The sequence below is a fragment of the Ideonella sp. genome (assembly GCF_036277275.1).
In the GTDB taxonomy this organism is placed as follows: domain Bacteria; phylum Pseudomonadota; class Gammaproteobacteria; order Burkholderiales; family Burkholderiaceae_C; genus Ideonella.
On sequence record NZ_DASUNH010000025.1, the window covers coordinates 1 to 23,172 of the forward strand.

Genomic DNA, 23,172 nt, shown 5'->3' on the forward strand with positions numbered 1-23,172 from the left:
GTATTCTCGCCGCCGATCAACGATTCGGAACCCGGAGCCACGACCGTGTTCGGGCCTTCGTTCCAGGTGGCGGTATCGGTGACGCGGTACCACTGCTTGCCGGTGCCGGGCCACGGCAGCGTGAAGTTCACGTTGCCCGACCAGCCGTTATAAGCCACATAGATCGCGCTAGCCGAATCGCCGAACTCGCTGCCGTCGATGCGCCAGGCGATGGCGTGGTTGTTGGCATTGGTGAAATAGGCCGTGTCGGCTTGCGCGCCGTCCGGCTTGAACCAGCGCAGCTGCTCCATCACGTTGCCGTTGTTGTCGACGCTCGAATAGAAGTTGACAGGCCGCAGCGCCGGATGGGCCTTGCGGAAGGCCATCAGCCGGCTGCTGAAGGTCTTGTGGTTGGTGGCGTTGGTGTCGAGCGTCCAGCTCAGCCAGTTGGCCGATGAGTCGAGGTTGTACGGGTTGTTGTTGCCGTTGACGGTGCGCAGCATCTCGTCGCCGCCGGTGATCATCGGCACGCCAGCCGAGAGCATCATGAAGGCCAGCCCGGTGCGGTTGGCACGGCGCTGCGCCCAGGCGTCGCCGCCCTGGTCCCAGCTGTTGTTGTCGTTTTCGCCGCCGTCCGACGGGCCATAGGGCCAGGCCTGGTTGTTCTGCTTGCTGTTGTAGGCGTAGAGGTCGCGCATCGTGAAGCCATCGTGCGCGACCATGAAGTTGACCGAGTGCCAGGGCTTGCGGCCGTCGTCGCCGTACAGGTCGGACGAGCCGGCGAACCGTGACGCCAACTCGCCGGTGGTCACGACGTCGACGCCGAGCTTGTTCTGCGCCTTGCGCAGCGCGTCGCGGTATTTGCCGTTCCACTCGATCCAACCGCTGGGAAAGCCACCGACCTGGTACGAGTTGCCGCCGATCGCCCACGGCTCGGCGATCAGGTCGGGGCCGCTGCCGCCGCCAGCCGGTCGCGGCGGCAGTTCATTGACGATGCGGTTCAGCGCGTTGCCGCCGTCCATCTTGTCGAAGTTGAAACAGCCGTGCTCGCAGGTGTTGCCCAACACCGAGGCGAGGTCGAAGCGGAAGCCGTCGACACCGAGCGTGTTGCGCCAGTAGGCGAGCGAATCGACGATCAGGTTCTGCGCCGTCGTGTTGCGGGTGTTGTAGTTGCCGCCGACGCCGGTGTTGTCCCACGAGTATTGGAAGTTGCTCGTCAGCGAGTAGTAGGTCGGGTTGTCCAGGCCGCGAAAGCTCTGCACGTTGTAGACGGTCAGGCCGTCCGAGCCGCCCCAGGCGCCGCCCTCACCGGTGTGGTTGTAGACCACGTCGATGTAGACCTTGATGCCCGCATCGTGGAAGGCCTTGACCATCGCCTTGAACTCACGCGTCGGGCCGCCGGCGGTCTTGTCGCTCGAATAGCGCCGATCGGGTGCAAAGAAGGCCAGCGTCGAGTAGCCCCAGTAGTTGTCGCCGCTGGCGCTGTTGGGGTCGACGTCGTTGGTGTCGTTCTGCGTCTCCTGTACCGGCAGGAATTCGACCGCGGTGATGCCCAGCCCCGCCAGGTAACCGGCCTTGGCCGCCGCGCCGGCATAGGTGCCGCGCAGCGCCGGCGCGACGCTCGAGTCGCTCTTCGTCAGGCCACGCACATGGACCTCGTAGACGATGTCGTCCTTGAAGGCCCGTGTCGGCTTGGTGCCGGTGGACTGTGTGTCGGCCGCCAGCACGATGCCCTTGGGTGCGCAGGCGCCACTGTCCTTGGTGCGGTGCGTGGCACCCGAGGCGTAGAGCGTGCCGTCGCTGCAGCTGGTGGTCAGCATGTCCTGGCTGACCTCGCGCGCATACGGGTCGAGCAGCAGCTTGTTCGGGTTGAAGCGGTTGCCGCTGCCGTCGACGTCGTTCAGGAAACCGGTCCCACTGCCCTTGGTCCAGCCGCTGTTGTAGGGCCAGTTCGGGCCCCACGCACGGTAGCCATAGTAGACCGGGCCGGTGATGCCGTAGGTGTTCTGCAAGGTGGCGACCGAGACCGTCTTGGACCAGACGTTGGTCCCGGCGTCCTTGGTCATCACGTACTTGACCTTCTCTTGCGCACCGGACGCCGTCTTGTAGATCCAGACCTCGATGCGCGTCGCACGCGACGAATAGACGCGGAAGTTGATGCTGGCCTGGCTGCCGTCATAGCGGCCACCCAAGGTCAACGCATCGATCGCGGCCACGGCCGGCCCGGCCCACAGGCCCGCCACCAGCCCCCACACCAACGCGCATGCGGCGCCCCAGCGCCGCCACGCGTGCCCACTGCATCCCGACTTCATGCTGGACCTCGCCGACTCGATGTGCGCCGACCAAGATCTGCCCCAAGTTGCGGCACGAGCGCACTCGATGCAGGCATCGACGGACCGCGGGCAGGTAGTAAAACTAGCGTCCAATCGTAGTGAGCACCGGATCAGTGCACAACCGGTTCACCGTCCAGAGTTACCCGCGCTAGCGCTTACCCGCAGGCGTCATCCTACGCGCTGAGCGGTTCAATGTAGTTTTTATGTAGTCAAAGTACACCAGTTTCGCCGGAAGATTGAACCGGATCGGTCAGGTGCGGTTCGACAGCACTTCCCAGCGCTCCAGCAAACCCATCAGTTCGTCCTCGATCGCTGCGTGGCGCCCGGTGACCTCGGCGATGCGCTGAGGTGTCTCGGTGTACAGCGCGCTGCCGCCGATCTCGGCGGCGAGCCGGGCCTGCTCGGCCTCGAGCGCCTCGATGCGTGCCGGCAACTCTTCCAGCTCGCGCTGCTCCTTGTAGCTGAGCTTGCGCCTGGCGGCAGCCGTCGGCGCAACAGTCTCTGCCGTGGCGCGAACCTGCGGCGGCGGGGGGGCCACCGCTCGGGAGGCGGCTTCCGCCAGTGCAGCGCTGCGCGCGGCCTGCGCCTGCCAATCGGCAATGCCCCCTTCGTACTCGCGCCAGCGGCCGTCGCCTTCGGCCACCACCGTGCTGGTGACGACGTTGTCGACGAAGCGGCGGTCGTGGCTGACCAGGAACACCGTGCCGTCATAGTCCTGCAGCAGCTCTTCGAGCAGCTCCAGCGTCTCGATGTCGAGGTCGTTGGTCGGCTCGTCGAGCACCAGCACATTGGCCGGCCGCGCGAACAGGCGCGCGAGCAGCAGCCGGTTGCGCTCGCCACCCGAGAGACTCTTGACCGGCGAGTTGGCCCGCGCCGGCGCGAACAGGAAGTCGCCGAGGTAGCTCATCACATGCTTGCGCTGCGACCCGATCTCGATCCACTCGCTGCCGGGGCTGATGGTGTCGGCCAGTGTCTTGTTCGGGTCCAGCGCTTCGCGCATCTGGTCGAAGTAGGCAATCTGCATGTTCGAGCCGGTGCGTACGGTGCCGCTGTCGGGCGCCAGCTGACCGAGGATCATCTTCAGCAGCGTGGTCTTGCCGGCGCCGTTGGGGCCGACCAGGCCGACCTTGTCGCGGCGCAGGAAGATGGCCGAGAAGTCGCGCACGATCGTCTTGTCGCCATAGGCTTTCGACACGCCTTCCAGTTCAGCCACCAGCTTGCCCGAGGCCGCGCCGCGGTCGATGTCCAGCCGCACGCGGCCTTGCTGCTCGCGCCGCGCGGCATGCTCTTCGCGAAGCTTGTGCAGCCGCTGCACGCGGGCCACGCTGCGGGTGCGGCGGGCTTCGACACCCTTGCGGATCCACACCTCTTCCTGCGCCAGCAGCTTGTCGAAGCGGGCGCTGGCCAAGGCCTCGGCGTCCAGCTCACGCTGCTTGGCCGCTTCGAAGGCGGCGAAGTTGCCGGGGTAGCCGTGCAGGTGGCCGCGGTCCAGCTCGACGATGCGGGTGGCCACCGCGTCGAGGAACGCCCGGTCGTGGGTGATCAAGACCAGCGCGCCGCGGAAGTTGGTCAACAGGCCCGCCAGCCAGTCGATCGCGTCCAGGTCCAGGTGGTTGGTCGGCTCGTCGAGCAGCAGCACGTCGGGTGCGGCCACCAACGCGCGGGCCAGGGCCACGCGCTTCTTCGTGCCGCCGGAGAGCTGTTCGATCGTGCCGGTGGCGTCCAGCCGCAGGCGCTGCAGCGTTTCATCGACGCGCTGCTCCCACGTCCAGCCGTCGAGCGCTTCGAGCCGCGTCTGCAGCGCATCGAGGTCTTCATGCGGCTCATGGGCCTCGAAACGGGCGCGCAGTTCGCGCGCCTCAGCCACACCCTCGGCGACGGTGTCGAACACGGTCGAGGCATGGTCGAAGACAGGCTCTTGCGGCACGTAGATGACACGCACGCCGCTTTGCAGTTGCAGGTTGCCGTCGTCGGGCCGCTCCAAGCCGGCCAGGATCTTCAGCAGCGACGACTTGCCGGTGCCGTTGCGGCCGATCAGGCCGACCCGCTCGCCGGCTTCGAGAGAGAAATCGGCGCCGTCGAGCAAGGGCACATGGCCGAAAGCGAGGTGGGCGTTGGTGAGGGTCAGCAGGGCCATGGGTGCATTGTCGGCGCTCTGCGCAGCCGAGGCTGAGGGGCGACCGCCTCCGCTCATGCCCCCCGCGCCAGGCGTTGCCTGACGCTCCTCCTTTACTTCGCTGCGCCAGTCATCCCACAGCCCCGGCAGGCACCGTTCCGGCTGTTTCGACCTTCAACAACCGCGACGGTGGACTTCAGGGGGACGGGGCGTCCCCCGCAGCGAAGTATTAGGAGGAGCCGGCGGCCGCAGGCCGATGGCGGGGGACATGAGCGGAGGGGGACACCCCAGCGCCCTGGCGCGCCACGCCTCAACCAGGCAGCGCGTTCTCCAATGCATCGACAAACATCGCCGCGACATCGAATCCCGCCTGGTCGGTGATCTCCTGGAAGCAGGTCGGGCTGGTGACGTTGATCTCGGTGAGCTGGTCACCGATCACGTCCAGCCCGATCAGCAGCAGGCCACGGGCGGCGAGCTTGGGGCCGATCGTCTCGGCGATCTCGCGGTCACGCGCGGTCAGCGGCTGCGCGACGCCCTTGCCTCCGGCCGCCAGGTTGCCGCGGATCTCGCTGCCCTGCGGGATGCGCGCGAGCGAATACGGCACCGGCTTGCCGCCGATCACCAGCACGCGCTTGTCGCCGGCGCTGATGGCCGGCAGGTACTTCTGCACCATCACCGTCTGCGCGCCGTCGCGGTTCAGCGTCTCGATGATGCTGCCCAGGTTCAAGCCGTCTTCCTTGACGCGGAAGATGCCCATGCCGCCCATGCCGTCGAGCGGCTTCAGGATGATGTCTTTCTGCTCGTCGTGGAAAGTGCGGATGTCGGCGGCATTGCGGGTCACCAGCGTCGGCGTGATGAACTCGGGGAACTCCAGGATCGCGAGCTTCTCGGGATGGTCGCGTAGCGCCTGCGGCGAGTTGAACACGCGGGCGCCTTCGGCTTCGGCGCGGCCCAGCAGGTGCGTCGCGTAGAAGTATTCGCTGTCGAATGGCGGGTCCTGGCGCATCAGCACCGCGTCGAACTCGGCCAGCGCGACTCGGGTTTCGTCCTCGACCTTGAACCAGTCCTTGACGCCGTAGCCGGACGCACCGGTCAGCGTGATGTGGCGCACATGGGCCTCGACGCGGCCACCACGCCGCCATGACAGGTCGTTGGCCTCGCAGGCGTACAGCACATGGCCGCGCCTGGCAGCCTCGCGCATCATCGCGAAGGTCGAATCCTTGTGGATCTTGAAACCCGCGAGCGGGTCGGCAACGAAGAGGAGCTTCATGGGCAGCGAGTGTGCCCCGAACTGTTCAACCCGTGCTGTCGCAAGGCAACCCCTCGGTCGCGCCGGACCGCCCGCCACCGAGGCGCAGGCGCCCTGGCGCTGCGCCCTCAGGCCGGCGTGACCGGCTCGGTGCGCGTCATCAACCAGGCCAAGGCATCGCCGCTGAGTTTGGGCGCCAGGCGCTCGCGCACCATCGCGTGGTAGCGATTCAGCCAATCGGCTTCGTCGGCGCGCAACAGGCCCAGGTCCAGGCAGCGGGTATCGATCGGGCACAGCGTCAACGTCTCGAACTCGAGGAACTCGCCGAACTCGCTGGCCGGCGCCGGCACATTCAGCACCAGGTTCTCGATCCGCACGCCCCAACGGCCCGGGCGGTACAGCCCTGGCTCGATCGAGGTGATCATGCCGGGCTCCATCGCCATGTTCGCGTCGGGAATGGCCTTGCTGATCGACTGCGGGCCCTCGTGCACGTTGAGGAAGTAGCCGACGCCGTGGCCGGTGCCGTGGCCGTATTCGAGGCTCTCGGCCCACAACGGGGCGCGCGCCAGTGCGTCGAGCATCGGGCTCAGCGTGCCGCGCGGGAAACGGGCGCGGCTCAGCTGCAGCGTGCCCTTGAGCACCAGCGTGTAGTCGCGCTTTTGCTCCACCGTCGGCGTGCCGACCGGCCAGACACGGGTGATGTCGGTCGTGCCACCGATGTACTGCGCACCGGAGTCGATCAGCAGCAGGCCGTTGCCCCCGATTACTGCATGGTGCTCAGGGGTCGCGCGGTAGTGCGGCATGGCGCCGTTGGCGTTGTAGCCGGCGATGGTCGGGAAGCTCAGGCCGACGAAGCCCGGCCGCTTCGCGCGCTCGGCGCTCAGCCTCTCGTCGATCGTGATCTCGGTGATGCGCTCGCCGCTCGCCAGCGCCGGCTCGAGCCAGGCGTAGAACGCGCACATCGCGGCGCCGTCTTCTTCCATTGCCTGGCGCACGAACACCGCCTCGGCCGCGGTCTTGCGGCTCTTCATCAGCGTGCTGGGGTTGATCGCCTCGATCACGGTGAGCCCCTCGGGCGCCGCCTCGCGCAGCCCCAGCGTGACACGCTTCGGGTCGATCAGCAGGCGCGTGCCCGGGCCCAGGGCAGCCAGCGCCGCCGGCGCCTGGCCGTAGTCGGCCAGCGTGATGCCATCGGCGGCGAGTTTGGCGGCCAGCTCGGCATTGACCTTGCCTGCGCCAACGAACAGGGTCGCCGCCTGATGGCTGATCAGCAGGTGGGCCAGGAACACCGGGTTGTACGCCACGTCGGCGCCGCGCAGGTTGGTGACCCACGCGATGTCGTCGACGGTCGAGACGAAGTGGTGGGTGGCGCCATGGCGCGCCATCGCCTCGCGAACCAGCGCCAGCTTGGCCGGGCGGGCCACCGGCGCCTGCGGCGCCACGTGGTCGAAGACCGCGGCGGTCGGCAGGCTGGGCCGATCGATCCAGGCCGATTCGAGCAGGTCGACGTTGGTCAGCAGGCGGATGCCGGCACGTTCGGTCACCGCGCGCAGCTGTTGTGCCGAGGCCAGCCCCAGCACCTGGCCATCGACCGCCAGCGCCTGGCCGGGCTTCACATGCTCGGCGATCCAGTCCAGGTAGTGCGTCGCGGCGCCGGTCGGGATCTTGACCAGCGCAATGCCGCTGCCCTGCAGCTCAGCCTCCGCCTGCGTCCAGTAGCGGCTGTCGGCAAACAGCGCGGCCTCGCCGATCGTGACGACCAGCGTCGCCATCGAGCCGGTGAAGCCGGAGAACCATTCGCGGCCCTGCCAGCGGCCGGGCAGGTATTCGGACAGGTGGGGGTCGCTCGACGGCACCAGCACGGCGTCCACATGGTTCGCGGCCATCACCTCGCGCAAGCGGGCGATGCGTAGGCGGGCGGGGGCGGTGCGGGTGTCCATCGTGGGGCTCCGTTGGGGCAGGTCGGCCGGCGGCGCAAACCGGGTCGGTCCACGCTCGGCCGCAGGGGTGAGAGGCCGGCCTGCTCTGAGCCGGGTCAATCGATTCTAGGAGTCAGCCCACCGAAGGAAATTCAGAAAGCCCATGCTGGCAGGGGCGTCTGCCGAATGTTCGGCATCAGCAGGTCGCTCGTTCGCCATTTTGACATTCGTAACCATTTGCATCAAACGCAACTGCAAATGCGCAGCGCTTAAAGCAGCGGCAGCACAGCCGACGACACCGTCACAAACGGCAACGACGCACGTTTGTATTTTCAGGGAGCGCGTCATGCAGAGAAGATCCTTCGTGCAGGCTTTGTCTGCGGCATCTGCCGTGGGCCTGGGCACTTCGATGGGGGCGTGGCCCCTCGTGAGCCGCGCGGACACCCGCGTCGTGCGTTTCGGACAGTCGGCATCCCTGACCGGTGGCCAAGCCACCTACGGCCAGGACATGCGCAACGGTATCGCCGCTGCCTTCATGGCGGCCAATACCCAAAACAACGGTGTTCGCTTCGAGCTGAACTGCCTGGACGATGGTGGCCTGCGCGCGACCTGCATGAAGAACGTGCTGTCACTGGCGGAGACCGATACCCTCGCCCTGATCGGCCTGACCAGCGGCGTTGGCGCCGAAGCCAGCCTGCCGGTATTCGAGGATTCGCGCATCGCACTGCTGGGCACCGCCAGCGGCAACCTCGGCCTGCGCGGCAACAACGTCAAGAATGTCTACAACGTGCGGGTCGGCCACGACGCCGAGTACCGCCGCATGATCGGTTATGCGAAGGACTTCGGCCTGAAGGGCGTGGGCATCGTCTACATGGGCGACGCCGCGGCCAGCAACCTGAATGCGCTGAAGCAGGCGCTGGCCGACGTGAACATGTCGCCCAAGGTGGCGGTGGCGATCGACCGCAACGCGTCCAACTTCGAAGCCGCCGCGCGCGAGCTGCTGGCCAGCCGGCCGGATTGCGTGATGTTCACGACCAACGCCGAGCCGATCGCCAAGATCATCGAGCTGATGTCGGCCGCCAAGTACTCGGGCCTCTATTACGCCTCGTCGTACTCGGGTCAGACCTTGATCGACAAGCTGGTCGCACGCCAGCAGGGCTGCGTGATGAGCCTGGTGGTGCCGCGCCCGTCGAGCATGGGCACGCCAGTCGTCAACCAGTGCCAACGCGACCTGGCACTGCTGAACAACGGCACCCGCCTGGGCGTGACCACGCTCGAGGGCTACATCGTCGGCCGCATCGCCGTCGAGGCCACGCACTCGGCGATCAACAGCGGCCGGCTGAGCCGGGCCCGCTTCGGCGACGTGCTGGCTGGGCTGCGCACCGACCTCGGCGGCTTCCGCGTCGACTTCGGCGGCGGCACGCAAGGCTCCAAGTTCGTCGACCTGATGGCCGTCGACCGTTACGGTCGTCTGGTGGGCTGATTTGTCTGAAAGTTCGAGAAAGCGCAGCATGCAACGCCGCCACTTCATGATCGCAGGCGCCGCAGGTTGCGCCACCTGGCCCCACCTGAGCCACGCCGCCGGCAAGGCCGTGCGCATTGGCCAATCGGCCTCGCTGACGGGAACCCAGACCCAGTACGGCAAGGACGTGAACCTGGGCCTGAACGCTGCGCTGGTAGCCGCCAACAAGGCCGAGGGTCCGAACGGACTGAACTTCGAACTGCTGGCGCTGGACGACGGCGGCGTCAAGGAGCGCGTGGTCTCCAACGCCAAGAGCCTGATCGACGTCGGCGCGTCGGCGCTGGTGGGTTTCACCAACGGCATTGGCGCCCAGGACTGTTTGCCGTTGCTGCAAGAGCACCAGATCGCGATGATCGGCACCGCCAGCGGCAACATGGGCATCCGGGTTGGCAGCCAGCCCGGCACGGCGCATGTGCGGGCCGGCTACGACGTTGAGTACCGGCAGATGATCAACTACGTGAAGACCTTCGGGCTCAAGAAGGTCGGCTACGTCTATCTGCAAGACACCTCGAAGATCAACCTCGCAACGATGACCGCGGTGATGGACAGCGCCGGCATCAAGCCACCGATCGCCTTGGGGGTTGACCGCAACATCAAGGGCATCGAGGTGGCCGCCAAGCAACTGCTCGACGCCAAGCTCGACTGCGTCTTCTTCACGACCAACGCCGCCCCAGTGCTGGCGATCATGAAGCTCATGAACGAGGGTGGCTTCCCCGGCATGTTCTTCGCCACCTCGCTGGCAGGGCAGGACCTGATCAACGGCGTGGCATCGATAGGGCGCAGCGTCGTGATGAGCCTGGTGGTGCCGCGCCCGACGGCGTTGGGCATCGGTGTCGTGTCGCAGTGCACCCGCGATGTGGCGGCCATCAATGCCAACGCCAAAATGGGCGTCACGGTGCTCGAAGGCTACATCGCCGGGCGCGTCGCCGTCGAAGCGGCACGCGCCGCCGCACAGCGCGGCGGCGACGTGAGCCGCCAGCGCATCCGCGACGCGCTGGCCAACCTGAAGGTCGACCTCGGTGGTTATCGCGTGGGCTACGAATCGGGCAGCAGCCAGGGCTCGCAGTACGTGGACCTGGTCGTCGTCGACCGCTTCGGCCGAATTGCTGGTTGACCCCCACGGCCCCTTTCGGGGCCTGCCCCCAAGGGGGCTGAGCCCGGACATGAACAGTCCTGAGGACTGTTCATGCCTGGCGAAGGGGCGGGCCTCTGGCCCGCCGCGGTCTGCAAGACCGCGCAGCGGCCGGCAAAGCCGGATCCGCGCACGCCACTGGATGGTGAGCGGCGCTGCGCGCGCTCAGACCGTCTGGGCACGGCCGAGCGAAGCGGTACATCAAAGACTCGTGCGGAGTTTCCAGATTTCGGGGAACAGCACCGTGTCCAGCATCTTGCGCAGGTAGCTGACACCGCCGGTGCCGCCGGTGCCGCGTTTGAACCCGATCACCCGCTCGACGGTCGTCACATGGCGGAAGCGCCAGAGGCGGAACGCGTCTTCGAGGTCGGTCAGCTCTTCGCCGAGCTGGTATAGGTCCCAGTTCGCTTCGGGCTTTCGATAGACCTGCAGCCAGGCCTGCTCGACGCCGTCGTCGGCCTCGTACGGCTGGGTCCAGTCGCGTTCCAGGTGGCTCGCGGGCACGCCAATACCGCGGCGCGCCAGCAGACGCAGCGATTCGTCGTACAGCGAGGGCGCTTTCCACGCCGTCTCGACGATGGCCAACAAGTCCGGTCGATGCGAATGCGGCTTCAGCATCGCAGCGTTCTTGTTGCCCAGCATGAACTCGATGCAGCGGTACTGCCAGCTCTGGAAGCCGCTGGACTGCGCCAGGTACGGCCGGATCGCTGAATACTCGGGCGGCGTCATCGTCGCCAGCACGTCCCAGGCGTGCACCAGCTGCTCCATGATCTTCGAGACGCGGGCCAGCATCTTGAAGGCCGGCGGCAACTGGTCCGCCGCGATCGCCGCCACCGCCGCACGCAGCTCGTGCAGCATCAGCTTCATCCACAACTCGCTGGTCTGGTGCTGCACGATGAACAGCATCTCGTTGTGGTCGGGCGACAGCGGGTGTTGGGCGTTCAGCACCGCGTCGAGGTGCAGGTAATCGCCGTAGCTCATGTCGCGCGAGAAGTCGAGCTGGGCCCCCTCCTCCCGCACGATGGCCTCTCCGCTGCCGGGAGCGACTTCGGCCTTGTCATGCATTGGACAACTCATGTCACCGCCGCCTTCTGGTTGAAGCGCGCTTCGCGCCATTGCTCGGTCGACAGGATCTCGGCCAGCGCGGTGACCGCGTCGAACACGTCGACGAAGCGGGTGTACAGCGGCGTGAAGCCGAAGCGCAGCAAATCAGGCTCGACTTCCGAGCCGTCACCGGCGCGGAAGTCGCCGATGACGCCCCGCGCGATCAGCGCCTGCATCGCGGCGTAGCCGGGGACGCCCGGGCAGGCCAGCGAGACCTGGCTGCCGCGGCGTTGGCGGTCGGCTGGCGTCACCGAACGCAGGCCATGGCCGGCGCAGCGCGCCTCGACCTGCGCGAGGAACAGGTCGGTCAAGGCGAGCGACTTGGCACGCAGCGCCGCCATGCCACCCATCGGCTCGGCCGCCAGCAGCGTGTCGACGCCACACTCGAGCACCGACAGCCCGATCACCGATGGTGTTCCGCAGAGATAGCGCGAGACACCCTCGGCCGGCCGATAAGCAGTGTCGAAGGTGAACGGCGACGCATGGCCCATCCAGCCCGACAGCGGCTGCCAGAAGCGGCTCGCGTGGCGCGGGTGAGCCCAGACGAACGCGGGCGCCCCTGGGCCACCGTTCAGGTACTTGTAGCCGCAGCCGATCGCGAAGTCGGCGTCCGCGCCATTCAGGTCGACCGGCAGCGCACCCGCCGAATGGCACAGGTCCCACAACGCCAGCACTCCCTTGGCATGGGCCTGCGCGGTCAGCGCCGCCATGTCGTGGATCGCGCCGGTGCGGTAGTTCACTTGCGTCAGCATCAGCACCGCGACGCGCACGTCCAGCCGCGCGGCGATCTGGTCGCTCGTCGCCAGCTCCAGCTCGAAGCCGTGCTGCTTGGCCAGCGACTGCGCGATGTACAGGTCGGTCGGAAAGTTGCTGCGCTCCGACAGGATCACCTTGCGGCCCGGGTGGTCCTGCTTGGCGATCTCGATCGCCGCGCTGAGCACCTTGTACAGGTTGATCGAGGTCGAATCGGCCGTCACCAGCTCACCCGGTTTCGCGCCGACCAGGCGGCCGATCTTGTCGCCCACGCGCTGCGGCAGCGTGATCCAGCCGGCCGTGTTCCAGCTGCGGATCAGGCCCTCGCCCCACTCTTGTTGCACCACTTGTGCGGCGCGCGCCGGCGCCGCGGCAGGTAGCACACCGAGCGAGTTGCCATCGAGGTAGTTCACACCGTCGGGCAGCATGAACAAGGCGCGCAACGAGCGCAGCGGATCGGCCGCGTCGAGCGCGGCGCAGGCCTGTCGGGTCAAGGGTTCGGTCATCGTTGGCTCACAGCTCTCGTAACACGGCGCGGACTGGTGAGGCGTCCGCAGTGATCAGTTTCAAAGGCAACGCGATCAGCTCGTAGTCGCCTTCGGGGACATCGTCGAGCACCAGGTTCTCCAGCACACGCACGTTGTGCCGCCGCAGCACCTGGTGGCTCGGCAGCTCCTTGCTCGCGGCCGGGTCGACGCTGGAAGTGTCGATGCCCACGAGCAGCACGCCGCGTTCGGCGAACGCCTCGATCACGGCGGCGTCGAAGGCCGGCAGGTCGTTGTCGAAGTGGTCCTGCGGCGCCTTCTTGTAGGTGCGCACCAGCACGCGCGGCGGCAGGTCAGCCAACGCGTGGGAGACATGCTCGGTGCGCACCAGTGGGCCACAGTCGATCGCATGGATCACGCGGCAGCGGCCCAGGTAGGGCGTCAGGTCGACCTCGCCGATCGGCGCACCGTCGGGGTCGTAGTGCAGCGGCGCATCGGCGTGCGCACCGACATGCGGCGACAGCGTGATGGCCGAGACGTTGACCGGGCAACCCGGCGTGATCGTCGCGACCCATTCCTGGCGGTAGGCGGTGTCCCCGGGGAACACCGGCGCGCCGGCATGCACGGGGGGCGAAATGTCCCAGAGGCGTTTGCTCATCGGGCCAGCATAGGGCGAGGGGTGAGGCGGCGGCAAGGCGGCGCGGAGCGCCTCAGCCGGGTTCGGAAAAAGTATAGACCTGAATAGTTGACAAGTGAAGTAATTCGACCTAGATTTTGGTCAGCCCAACCTGGGAGCCTGTTCCATGCCCTTGCCGCTGCTGCCCAGCGCCCTTGCCGATTCGTTCGCCCGCGACCGCTTGCCACCACCGGAGCAATGGCCCGAGCTGGTGTTCGACCTGCCCGAGCTGCGCTTTGCCGATCAACTGAACTGCGCGGCGGCATTGCTCGATGCGCGCGTGGCCCGAGGCGACGGACAGCGTCTCGCTGTCCAGGGCGAAGGCGTGCGTTGGACCTACGCCGAGCTGCAAGCCCAGGTCAACCGCATCGCCAACGAGCTGGTCCACGGCCTCGGCCTGGTCAGCGGCAACCGGGTGCTGCTGCGCGGCGCAAACACGCCGATGCTCGCGGCGTGCTGGTTGGCCGTCGTCAAGGCCGGGGGCATCGCGGTCGGCAGCATGCCGCTGCTGCGTGCGAAAGAGCTGAAGCAGATCGTCGACAAAGCGCAGATCAGCCATGCGCTGTGCGACGCCCGGCTGGCCGAAGAGCTGCAGCTGGCGCGCGCCGACGGCGGCGCAGCGAGCCTGCGCGAGGTTGTGTTGTTCCACGGCGATGCGCCCGACGCGCTGGAGGCTCGCGCCGCTTGCCGATCGGACCATTTCGCCGCGGCCACCACATCGGCCGACGACGTCTGCCTGATGGCTTTCACCTCGGGCACCACCGGCACGCCGAAGGCGACGATGCACTTCCACCGCGACGTGATGGCGGCCTGCGCCTGCTGGCCGGTGCACGTGTTGCGCGCCACGCGCGATGATGTCTTCATCGGCAGCCCGCCGCTGGCCTTCACCTTCGGGCTGGGTGGCCTGCTGCTGTTCCCGATGTCGGTCGGCGCCTCGACGGTGCTGATCGAGAAGGCCACGCCGGACACGCTCCCGGCCGCGATCGAACGCTACCGTGCGACCGTCTGCTTCACCGCGCCGACCTCGTACCGCGCAATCGCCCTGGCGCTGTCCAACGGCGGACCGAAACACGACCTCGGCTCGCTGCGCAAGTGCGTCTCGGCCGGCGAGGCATTGCCCGCGGCGACGCGCAAGCTGTGGCGTGACACCACCGGCATCGAGATCATCGACGGCATCGGTTCGACCGAGATGCTGCACATCTTCATCTCGGCCGACGAGGCCCATGCCCGCCCCGGCGCGACCGGCACGCCGGTGCCCGGCTACCGCGCCTGCATTGTCGACGACGAAGGCCGCCAACTGCCGCCGGGCCAGGTCGGCCGGCTCGCCGTCAAAGGCCCGACGGGCTGCAAATACCTGGCCGACGAGCGCCAACGCCAGTACGTGCAGAACGGCTGGAACCTGACCGGCGACGCCTACCTTATCGACACCGACGGCCAGTACGTCTACCAGGCCCGCACCGACGACATGATCATCAGCGGCGGCTACAACATCGCCGGGCCGGAGGTCGAAAGCGCACTGCTGCTGCACCCGGCCGTGGCCGAATGCGGCGTGATCGGCGTGGCTGACGCGGACCGCGGCCAGATCGTCAAGGCCTTCGTCGTGCTGAAGGCCGGGCATGAGGCCGATGAGACCATGACCAAGGCGCTGCAGGACTTCGTCAAGCAGTCGATCGCGCCGTACAAGTACCCGCGGGCGATCGAATACCTCGCTCAATTGCCGCGCACCGAGACCGGCAAGCTGCAACGCTTCCGCCTGCGCCAACCCGCTTGAACAAGAAAGACGAGACGATGCACAAGGTCCTGCAACCTTCGCACTGGGCGCCGCCACGCGGTTATGTCAACGGCGTGGCCGCGCGCGGCACGCAGGTCTTCGTCGCCGGCCAAATTGGCTGGAATGCCGACTGCGCGTTCGACACCGATGACCTGGTCGAGCAGACCCGCCAGGCACTGCTGAACGTGATCGCGGTGCTGGCCGAGGCCGGCGCGACGCCGGATCACATCGTGCGAATGACCTGGTATTTGGTCGATCGCAGCGAGTACCTCGCCCGCGGCAAGGAGATCGGCACCGTCTTCCGCGACACGATCGGCTCCTACGCCATCGCGATGACCGCGGTGCAGGTGGCGGCGCTGATCGAATCGCGCGCCAAGGTCGAGATCGAGGTGACGGCGGTCATTCCGGGCTGATCGATCCGCCCGTCAATGACAAAGGCCACCCGAAGGTGGCCTTTGATCGTGCAGCGAGTACGGGTCAGACCGTGAAGCTCGACCCGCAGCCACAGGTCGTCGACGCGTTCGGGTTCTTGATCACGAACTGGGCGCCCTGCAAGTCTTCCTTGTAGTCGATCTCGGCGCCCATCAGGTACTGCAGGCTCATCGCGTCGATCAGCAGCGTGACGCCGTTCTTGCTCATCTGCGTGTCGTCTTCGTTGACGATTTCGTCGAAGGTGAAACCGTACTGGAAGCCGGAACAGCCACCACCTTGCACGAACACGCGCAGCTTCAGGTCCGGGTTGCCCTCTTCGGCCACGAGATCGGCCACCTTGGCAGCAGCGCTGTCGGTGAACAGGATCGGGGCGGGCATCACGCCGGCGTCAGGGGTGGTGGTTTCGGCCAGGGCGCTCATGGGGCTTCCTTCGAGAACAGGTCAAATCTTCAGGTCTTGGGATCGGGCGGCCATCATGCGTCGTTCGAAGCCGCCAAGATCAGCGCGGGCTTTTCGCCCTGGCTCGAATGGTGACGCAATTCACCATCAATGGTGGCGCCTTGGTGCATTTCAAGGGTCTCATAGCGAACTTCGCCAGCGATTCGGGCCTTCGGCTGGATTTCCAGCAGCTCCGTCGAATGGACGGGCCCCACAATCTCGCCGTTGATGATCACATGGGCAGCGATCACCCTGCCATGCACCCGGGCATTTTCGCTGATCACGAGCAAGGTCGGGCGGTCGCCTGCGGCGATGACGTCGCCATGCACCTCGCCGTCAATGCGCAGGCCATCGCCAAAACGCAATTCGCCATGAACGGCCGTGCCTTCGCCGATCAGGCTGCGGATCGGGGGTTGTTTCTTGCTGAACCACATGGGTGTGTCCTTTGCTGCTTTCCCAACTCGTCGCGTGCCTCATCGCGCCGCGTGCACCGGCGCCGGGGCGCATCAAAGCTTGGCCATCTGCGTGGCCATGACGGCTCCTGAGCCGTTCAACACCCTCACTTGCACGGTTTTTACCACGGCCCCTTCGGGATGGTCGATGCGGCCCTCGACCCGTGCATACTGTTTCACCTGCAGGGGTTTGGTGCCGCCAGGCAGGCTCGCCGACCATGGTTGGCCCTCGAGCTCGCCGTTCATCGTCAACTCATAGCGCCCCTCGAATGGCGCCGATGGTCGGCCGTTCTGCATGACCAGGAGCTGAAAGCGCAACTGGCTGGCGGTCGCCGGCTCCACATGGAAGCCCCGCACGGTCAACGCCCCGCCCGCGGCTGCGCCGCCCGCCACCGGCAGCAGACGCTCGAAAAATCCAAGGTCGGCCTTCAGCGCCAGGTTTTCCGCCTCCGCCTGTTTCAACTGGGCGGCCAGCCGTTCCTGCGCCACCTTCTCGGCCTTGAGCAGACTGTCTGCCGTGTTCGCAATCGCCTGCGCGCGCTCGGACTCCTCCTTCAGGCCGTCCAACTCGGCCCTCAGGCGCATCACTTCCTCTCTCGAGCTGCGGTCCAGGCCGGCGATGTCCTTGCCGAACTCGAAGGCCCACAGCGCGATGGCGGCAGAGAAACCCAGCGCAACGGCATAGATCACCCAGCGCAGGGGCCAGGGCAGGTGGCTGCGCACGATCATGCGCGGGGCACTGATCGACAGGCGGCGACGCAACAGCTTGAAGCGCATCGTGTCCGGAGGTGAACGGGGCCTGAAGACGCGAAAGGCCGCAAGAGCGGCCTTTCGTTTTGGGACAACGAACCTGTCGTTGAAGCGGAATCAGCGCTTGCTGAACTGCTTGCGGCGGCGAGCGCCGTGCAGACCGACTTTCTTACGCTCGACTTCACGCGCATCACGCGTCACGAAGCCGGCGCGGCTCAGGTCGGGCTTCAGCGCAGCGTCGTAGTCGATCAGCGCGCGGGTGATGCCGTGGCGAACGGCGCCAGCCTGGCCTGATTCACCGCCGCCGTGCACGTTCACCTTGATGTCGAAGGCCTCGCCATTGCCCGTCAGCAGCAGCGGCTGCTTGACGATCATGATCGAGGTCTGGCGGCCGAAATACTCGTCGACGGTCTTGCCGTTGACGACGATCTGGCCGGTGCCCTTCTTGATGAACACGCGAGCGACCGACGATTTGCGGCGGCCGGTGCCATAGTTCCAATTACCGATCATCACCGCTCCTTAGATTTCCAGCGCCTTGGGCTGCTGGGCGGCGTGCGGGTGCGTATCGCCCGCGTACACCTTCAGCTTCTTGATCATCGCGTAGCCGAGCGGGCCCTTGGGCAGCATGCCCTTGACGGCCTTTTCCAGGGCGCGGCCCGGGTGCTTGGCTTGCATGTCCTTGAACTTGGTGGCGTAGATGCCGCCCGGGAAGCCCGAGTGACGGTAGTACACCTTGTCGTTGGCCTTGTTGCCAGTGACGCGGATCTTGTCGGCGTTCAGGATGATGATGAAATCACCGGTGTCGACGTGAGGCGTGTAGATGGCCTTGTGCTTGCCGCGCAAACGGAGTGCCACTTCGCTGGCAACACGTCCGAGCACCTTGTCGGTGGCGTCAATCACAAGCCACTCGTGCGTCACTTCGGCCGGCTTGGCGCTGAAGGTCTTCATGAGGGTCTCTTGATGAGAGAAAAAACGGCTGTCTGAACGGCTCGTCCGGCTCCTTCGGCGCCGCTTGGAGGCCCAGCCTGCTGAATCAGCAGGCTCGACCGGCGGCCTCTCAGGCTCACCGGGCACCTTGCGCCACAGGGCGGGCGACCTATAGGCCGCGCCATGCGGGCAAAGCCCGTTCTCCCCGCCGAATAACGGGAAAGCCCGCGAGTATACCGCAGGCCATGCGTTCGCCAAACAACAGGCCAAGAAGCATTCGGGGGGCATTGGAGCCCGCTCCTCAATCAGCCTCGCTAGACTAGGGTTATCACCAAGATCCTGGAGGCCACCCCCATGGGCCAGTCCGATGATCGCCCCGAGCCTGCCGACGCGCATACCCCGCGCGCCGGCCCGGCACCGGGCACCGCCCCGGCCGCTACCGCGCCGGAATTCAGGTGGATTCCGATCCGCTCCCTTGCGCAACGCCACAGGCCAAAAGTGCTTGCTCACTTGCTGGCATTGGACCCGCAAGACCGCTATCTTCGCTTCGGCTACGCCGCCAGCGACACCCAGGTCAGCCGCTATGTCGATCTGCTCGATTTCGACCGGGACGAGGTGTTTGGCATTTTCAACCGCCGCCTGGCGCTGATCGCCCAGGCCCACTTGGCCTACCTGCCGGATTCGACCCGCCTGCGCCAGGCGGCCGAGTTCGGCGTGTCGGTGTTGCCCAAGGCGCGAGGCCGCGGTTATGGCGCGCGCCTGTTCGACCACGCGATGCTGCACGCCCGCAACCGTGGCGTCGACACGATGATCATCCATGCGTTGAGCGAAAACGCCGCGATGCTGAAGATCGCACGCAACGCTGGCGCCACCGTCGAGCGCGAGGGCGGTGAGGCCGAGGCCCGGCTGCGCCTGCCCCCCGAAACCCTGGGCTCGGTGATCGAGGAGATGGTCGAAAGCCAGGCCGCCGAGATCGACTACCAGCTGAAGAGCAATGCCCAGCGGGTGGACCAGCTGCGCCAGCTGTTCGGTGAAATCAAGGCCGGTATCCGCAAGGTGCGTGATTCGACGATCGAGTGAGCCGGCGCTTACCATGCGCCGATGCCTGACCACAGCACCGACGCCCCCTACGCCGACCTCGACCCCGCCACTGTGCTGGGGGCGCTGCAGGACGCCGGTTTCTGCTGCGACGGCCGGCTGCTGCAGCTGAACTCGTACGAGAACCGCGTCTACCAGGCACCGCTGGACGACGGTCGTGTGGTCGTCGCAAAGTTCTACCGGCCGGGCCGCTGGAGCGATGCGCAGATCGCCGAGGAACACCGCTTTGCCACTGAGCTGGCCGAGGCCGAACTGCCGGTCGTTCCGCCGCTGACGCTCGGCATCGAAAGCCCGGCCCTGACGCTGTCGGCCGACGCGCGCACGCTGGGTCACTACCACGCCGCGCCGGGCCGGGTCTTCCGCTTCTCGGTCAGTGAACGCTGGGCCGGCCGGGCCCCCGAGCTCGAGCGCCCGGACACGTTGGCCTGGACAGGTCGCCTGATCGCCCGCATGCACCGTGTCGGCACGCGCGAGGTTTTTGCCCACCGGCGCACGATCGACGCGCAGACGTTCGGCCACCAGCCGCGCCGACGCCTGATCGACCTGGGCTTCGTCGACCCCGAAATCGACCGCGGCTGGATCAACGCCAGTGCGGCGGCGCTGGAAGCCGTCGACCGGGCGTTCGAGCGCCAAGGCCCGCCTCGCCACCTGCGACTGCACGGTGACTGCCACGCCGGCAACGTGCTCTGGCGCGACGAAGGCGTCGGCGCCGGTCCACATTTCGTCGACCTCGACGACTGCTGCATGGGCCCGGCGATCCAGGATCTGTGGATGCTGCTGCCGGGCGAGCGCGGCCCGGTCGAAGCCGCCTTGCACCACCTGCTCGATGGCTACCGCGACTTCATGGATTTCGACGACCGCGAGCTGCTGCTGATCGAGCCGCTGCGCACGCTGCGCATGATCCACCACAGTGCGTGGCTGGCCGAACGCTGGCGCGACCCGGCCTTCCCGATCGCCTTCCCGTGGTTCGCCAGCCCGTCCTATTGGAACCAACAGGCCGCCGACCTGCGGGAACAGATCGAGCGGATGCAGGACGCCTCGGCAGCCGCTGGGCCACCTCTAGGCGACTGATCCCCTCGGGGGACCGACGCCGGAGGCGGCGCAAGGCGCAGACTCAGGCCGCCAGCAGCTTGGTCACCCGCTGCACATAGGCCGCCGGGTTTTCGAGCTGGCCGCCTTCGGCCAGCAGCGCCTGGTCGAACAGGATTTGCGCCAGGTCGTCGAAGCGCGGGTCGCCGTCCAGGCGCTTGACCAGCGCATGCTCGGGGTTGACCTCGAGGATCGGCTTCGATGCCGGCGCATCCTGGCCGGCTTGCTTCAGCATGCGGGCCAGGTGGGCGCTCATGTCGCCTTCGTCGACCACGATGCAGGCGGGTGAATCGACCAGGCGGGTCGTCACGCGGACGTCCTTGGCGCGGTCCTTCAGCGATTCCTTCAGACGCTCCAGCACCGGTTTGAAGGCCTCGGCGACCGCCTCGGCCTGCTTCTTCTCTTCCTCGTCCTGCAGCTTGCCGAGGTCGAACGCGCCCTTGGTCACGCTTTGCAGCGTGTGGCCGTCGAACTCGTGCAGGTGCGACAGCAGCCACTCGTCGACGCGATCGGTCAGCAGCAGCACCTCGAGTCCCTTCTTGCGGAAGATCTCGAGCTGCGGGCTGGACTTGGCCGCGGCCAGCGAGTCGGCGGTGATCACGTAGATCGCCTCCTGGCCTTCCTTCATGCGCTGGACGTAGTCGGCCAGCGACACGCCCTCGTCGGCATGGGTCGAGGCAAAGCGGAACAGCTTGGCCAGACGCTCCTGGTTCTGGAAGTCTTCGCCGATGCCTTCTTTGAGAACCGCACCGAACTCGTTCCAGAATGACTGGTACTTGGCCTTGTCGTCGGCCGAGTCGCTGTCGGCCAGGCTTTCGAGCATGCCCAGCACGCGCTTGGTCGAGCCTTCGCGGATCGCCTTCACATCGCGGCTTTCCTGCAGCAGCTCACGGCTGACGTTCAACGGCAGGTCGGCCGAGTCGATCACGCCCTTGACGAACCGCAGGTAGACCGGCATCAGCGCCTCGGCGTCGTCCATGATGAACACGCGCTTGACGTACAGCTTGACACCGCCGCGCTTGTCACGGTTCCACAGGTCGTACGGCGCCTTGGCCGGGATGTACAGCAGCTGCGTGTACTCGCTGCGGCCTTCGACCCGGTTGTGGGTGTAGGCCAGCGGCGCCTGGGCGTCGTAGCTCAGCTGCTTGTAGAACTCCTGGTACTCGGCATCGGTGACCTCGCTCTTCGGGCGGGCCCACAGCGCCGCCGCCTTGTTGACGGTCTCCCAGTCGTCCTTCGCAACGTACTTGCTGGCCTCCTGATCCCACTCCTCCTTGCGCATCAGGATCGGCAGCGAGATGTGGTCGGAGTACTTCGAGATGATCGAGCGCAGCTTCCAGGCGGCCAGGAACTCGGCCTCCTCGTCGCGCAGGTGCAGGATCACGTCGGTGCCGCGGGTGGGCTTGTCGATCGTCTCCAGGTCGTACTCGCCGGTGCCCTCGGAGCTCCAGCGCACGCCCTCGTTGGTGGGCAGGCCGGCGCGGCGCGATTCCACCGTGATGCGGTCGGCGACGATGAAGCCGGAGTAGAAGCCGACACCGAACTGGCCGATCAGGTTGGCATCTTTCTTCTTGTCGCTTTCGAGCTGCGCCATGAACTCGCGCGTGCCGCTCTTGGCAATCGTGCCCAGGTGCGACGCGGCCTCTTCGGCACTCATGCCGACGCCGTTGTCGCGGATCGTGACCGTCTTCGCCTCGGGGTCGAACAGGACCCGGATCTCGAGGTTCGGCTGGTCTTCGAACAGCTCGGGCTTGTCCAGCGCCTCGAAGCGCAGCTTGTCGCAGGCGTCGGACGCGTTGGAGACCAGCTCGCGCAGGAAGATCTCCTTGTTCGAGTACAGCGAGTGGGTGACGAGGTGCAGGATCTGCTTGACTTCGGCCTGGAAGGCGTGGGTGTGCTTGCTCATGGTGTTCGGCAACAAGAAGTGGCTGGTGACGCACGCCGGCCCATGACAAAAGGCGATCGGCGCGCACCGGCGGCAAGTGGGGCCGGCGGTCGGGGCTTTCAAGCCCCGCCTCGGCCCCCGATGGCGCGCGAGTCTAGCCCAGCGAAGGCGCCGTCCACGCCCCGGCCTCGGCCGCCGCGCGGGCATAGGCGGCGAACGGTCGCGGTGCGCGGCCCAGCGCCTGCTGCACGCCGTCGGCCGGCCTGGTGTTGCGGCCGTCCAGCACCGTGGCAAACAGGTACAGCGCCAGGTCGACCGCCTCGGCGGGCGTGCCGGCCTTCAGCATCTCGTCGCGAAAGGCTTCTGACCGCACGGGCATGAACTGCAGCGGCCGGCCGCTGGCCTGCGCGATTTCGTCCACGGCCTGCGCAAACGTCAGCGCCTCGGGGCCGGTCAGTTCGTAGAGCTTGCCCAGATGGCCCGGCTCCGTCAGCGCCGCCACGGCCACGTCGGCAATGTCGTCGACATCGACAAACGGCTCGGCCACGTTCGACACCGGCAACGCGAGCATGCCGCCATGCTGCAGCGGCTCTTGGAAGAAGCCCTCGCTGAAGTTCTGCGCGAACCAGCTGGCGCGCAGCACCGTCCACGGCACGCCCGACGCCGCCAGCGCCTGCTCGGCCTGCGCCGCCTCGACCTCGCCCCGGCCGGACAGCAGGACGATGTGCTGGACGTTCGCCCGCTTGGCATCGGCGAAGAACGCGCTCACCGTTTCCAACGCGCCAGGCACCGCCAGGTCGGGCTGGTAGCTCACATACACACTGGTGCAGCCGGCCAGGGCGCCGGCCCAGGTGGCGGGCAGTTCCCAATCAAAGGCCGGCTGGGCGCTGCGGGAGCCGGCGCGAACCCGCACGCCCCGCGCTTGCAGTTGTTGCAGTACCCGGCGGCCGGTCTTGCCGGTGGCGCCCAGGACGAGAACCTGTGCATCCGAGGTCGAGAAAGTGTTCATCACGCATTGCTCCTGATAAAGTGAGACAGCCTCACTTTTAAAAGATGATAAGT

Annotated in this window: 20 protein-coding genes; 6 read left to right on the forward strand and 14 right to left on the reverse strand. The window is 66.9% G+C overall.

All coding sequences use genetic code 11. The features are described 5' to 3' along the window. The 4 genes from VFY73_RS05460 to VFY73_RS05475 form a co-directional block, all read right to left on the reverse strand. Positions 1 to 2,291, reverse strand: a 2,291-nt coding sequence (locus VFY73_RS05460) for an isoamylase (protein ID WP_329716908.1), incomplete at its 3' end; no start/stop codon positions are given. A 271-nt stretch (positions 2,292 to 2,562) separates the two neighbouring features. Beyond that, positions 2,563 to 4,449: an ATP-binding cassette domain-containing protein gene (locus VFY73_RS05465; protein WP_329716909.1), complete on the reverse strand. Its 1,887-nt coding sequence runs from the start codon at positions 4,447 to 4,449 to the stop codon at positions 2,563 to 2,565. A 289-nt stretch (positions 4,450 to 4,738) separates the two neighbouring features. Then, on the reverse strand, positions 4,739 to 5,698 hold the full coding sequence (gshB, locus tag VFY73_RS05470) for a glutathione synthase (RefSeq protein WP_329716910.1): 960 nt from the start codon (positions 5,696 to 5,698) through the stop codon (positions 4,739 to 4,741). A gap of 107 nt (positions 5,699 to 5,805) precedes the next feature. After that, on the reverse strand, positions 5,806 to 7,617 hold the full coding sequence (locus VFY73_RS05475) for an aminopeptidase P family protein (RefSeq protein WP_329716911.1): 1,812 nt from the start codon (positions 7,615 to 7,617) through the stop codon (positions 5,806 to 5,808). Between the two features lie 325 nt (positions 7,618 to 7,942). On the opposite strand from VFY73_RS05475, the gene VFY73_RS05480 reads away from it, so the two are divergent. Further along, positions 7,943 to 9,079 (forward strand): ABC transporter substrate-binding protein, encoded by a 1,137-nt coding sequence (locus VFY73_RS05480; RefSeq protein WP_329716912.1) that lies wholly within the window; start codon positions 7,943 to 7,945, stop codon positions 9,077 to 9,079. A gap of 28 nt (positions 9,080 to 9,107) precedes the next feature. Continuing rightward, the gene (locus VFY73_RS05485; protein WP_329716913.1) at positions 9,108 to 10,232 is read left to right on the forward strand and encodes an ABC transporter substrate-binding protein; all 1,125 of its coding nucleotides are present in this window, start codon (positions 9,108 to 9,110) and stop codon (positions 10,230 to 10,232) included. A 219-nt stretch (positions 10,233 to 10,451) separates the two neighbouring features. Here VFY73_RS05485 and kynA read toward each other — a convergent pair whose 3' ends face one another. From kynA to kynB, 3 genes are read right to left on the reverse strand one after another with little or no spacing between them, the layout of a single operon-like run. Further along, the gene (gene kynA / locus VFY73_RS05490; protein WP_414654405.1) at positions 10,452 to 11,327 is read right to left on the reverse strand and encodes a tryptophan 2,3-dioxygenase; all 876 of its coding nucleotides are present in this window, start codon (positions 11,325 to 11,327) and stop codon (positions 10,452 to 10,454) included. Further along, positions 11,324 to 12,613 (reverse strand): kynureninase, encoded by a 1,290-nt coding sequence (gene kynU, locus VFY73_RS05495; RefSeq protein ID WP_329716915.1) that lies wholly within the window; start codon positions 12,611 to 12,613, stop codon positions 11,324 to 11,326. Before kynU ends, kynA begins: the two co-directional genes overlap by 4 nt. Positions 12,614 to 12,620: 7 nt before the next feature. After that, positions 12,621 to 13,250, reverse strand: coding sequence for an arylformamidase (kynB, locus tag VFY73_RS05500; RefSeq protein ID WP_329716916.1), 630 nt, complete (start codon positions 13,248 to 13,250; stop codon positions 12,621 to 12,623). A gap of 145 nt (positions 13,251 to 13,395) precedes the next feature. Between kynB and VFY73_RS05505 the strand changes: the two genes are divergently transcribed. Further along, a complete protein-coding gene (locus VFY73_RS05505) occupies positions 13,396 to 15,039 on the forward strand; it encodes a benzoate-CoA ligase family protein (RefSeq protein ID WP_329716917.1) in 1,644 nt (547 codons plus the stop codon). Between the two features lie 17 nt (positions 15,040 to 15,056). Beyond that, positions 15,057 to 15,452, forward strand: coding sequence for a RidA family protein (locus VFY73_RS05510; RefSeq protein ID WP_329716998.1), 396 nt, complete (start codon positions 15,057 to 15,059; stop codon positions 15,450 to 15,452). A 64-nt stretch (positions 15,453 to 15,516) separates the two neighbouring features. Here VFY73_RS05510 and erpA read toward each other — a convergent pair whose 3' ends face one another. The 5 genes from erpA to rplM form a co-directional block, all read right to left on the reverse strand. Then, on the reverse strand, positions 15,517 to 15,891 hold the full coding sequence (gene erpA / locus VFY73_RS05515) for an iron-sulfur cluster insertion protein ErpA (protein WP_329716918.1): 375 nt from the start codon (positions 15,889 to 15,891) through the stop codon (positions 15,517 to 15,519). A gap of 53 nt (positions 15,892 to 15,944) precedes the next feature. Then, a complete protein-coding gene (locus tag VFY73_RS05520) occupies positions 15,945 to 16,343 on the reverse strand; it encodes a polymer-forming cytoskeletal protein (RefSeq protein ID WP_329716919.1) in 399 nt (132 codons plus the stop codon). Between the two features lie 72 nt (positions 16,344 to 16,415). Beyond that, positions 16,416 to 17,090 carry a DUF6776 family protein gene (locus VFY73_RS05525; protein ID WP_329716920.1) on the reverse strand — a complete coding sequence of 225 codons (675 nt, stop codon included), beginning with the start codon at positions 17,088 to 17,090 and terminating at the stop codon, positions 16,416 to 16,418. 138 nt (positions 17,091 to 17,228) lie between these two features. Then, a complete protein-coding gene (gene rpsI, locus VFY73_RS05530) occupies positions 17,229 to 17,621 on the reverse strand; it encodes a 30S ribosomal protein S9 (RefSeq protein ID WP_329716921.1) in 393 nt (130 codons plus the stop codon). A 9-nt stretch (positions 17,622 to 17,630) separates the two neighbouring features. Continuing rightward, positions 17,631 to 18,059 carry a 50S ribosomal protein L13 gene (rplM, locus tag VFY73_RS05535; RefSeq protein WP_329716922.1) on the reverse strand — a complete coding sequence of 143 codons (429 nt, stop codon included), beginning with the start codon at positions 18,057 to 18,059 and terminating at the stop codon, positions 17,631 to 17,633. A 333-nt stretch (positions 18,060 to 18,392) separates the two neighbouring features. Here rplM and VFY73_RS05540 point away from each other — a divergent pair, with 333 nt between their 5' ends. Continuing rightward, complete coding sequence (locus VFY73_RS05540; RefSeq protein WP_329716923.1) at positions 18,393 to 19,118, forward strand: GNAT family N-acetyltransferase; 726 nt, start codon at positions 18,393 to 18,395, stop codon at positions 19,116 to 19,118. Positions 19,119 to 19,139: 21 nt separating this feature from the next. Beyond that, positions 19,140 to 20,207, forward strand: coding sequence for a serine/threonine protein kinase (locus VFY73_RS05545; protein WP_329716924.1), 1,068 nt, complete (start codon positions 19,140 to 19,142; stop codon positions 20,205 to 20,207). Positions 20,208 to 20,250: 43 nt separating this feature from the next. On the opposite strand, the gene htpG is transcribed toward VFY73_RS05545, so the two are convergent. Beyond that, on the reverse strand, positions 20,251 to 22,131 hold the full coding sequence (gene htpG, locus VFY73_RS05550) for a molecular chaperone HtpG (RefSeq protein WP_329716925.1): 1,881 nt from the start codon (positions 22,129 to 22,131) through the stop codon (positions 20,251 to 20,253). Between the two features lie 133 nt (positions 22,132 to 22,264). After that, a complete protein-coding gene (locus tag VFY73_RS05555; RefSeq protein ID WP_329716926.1) occupies positions 22,265 to 23,119 on the reverse strand; it encodes an NAD(P)H-binding protein in 855 nt (284 codons plus the stop codon). Positions 23,120 to 23,172 lie beyond the last annotated feature (53 nt).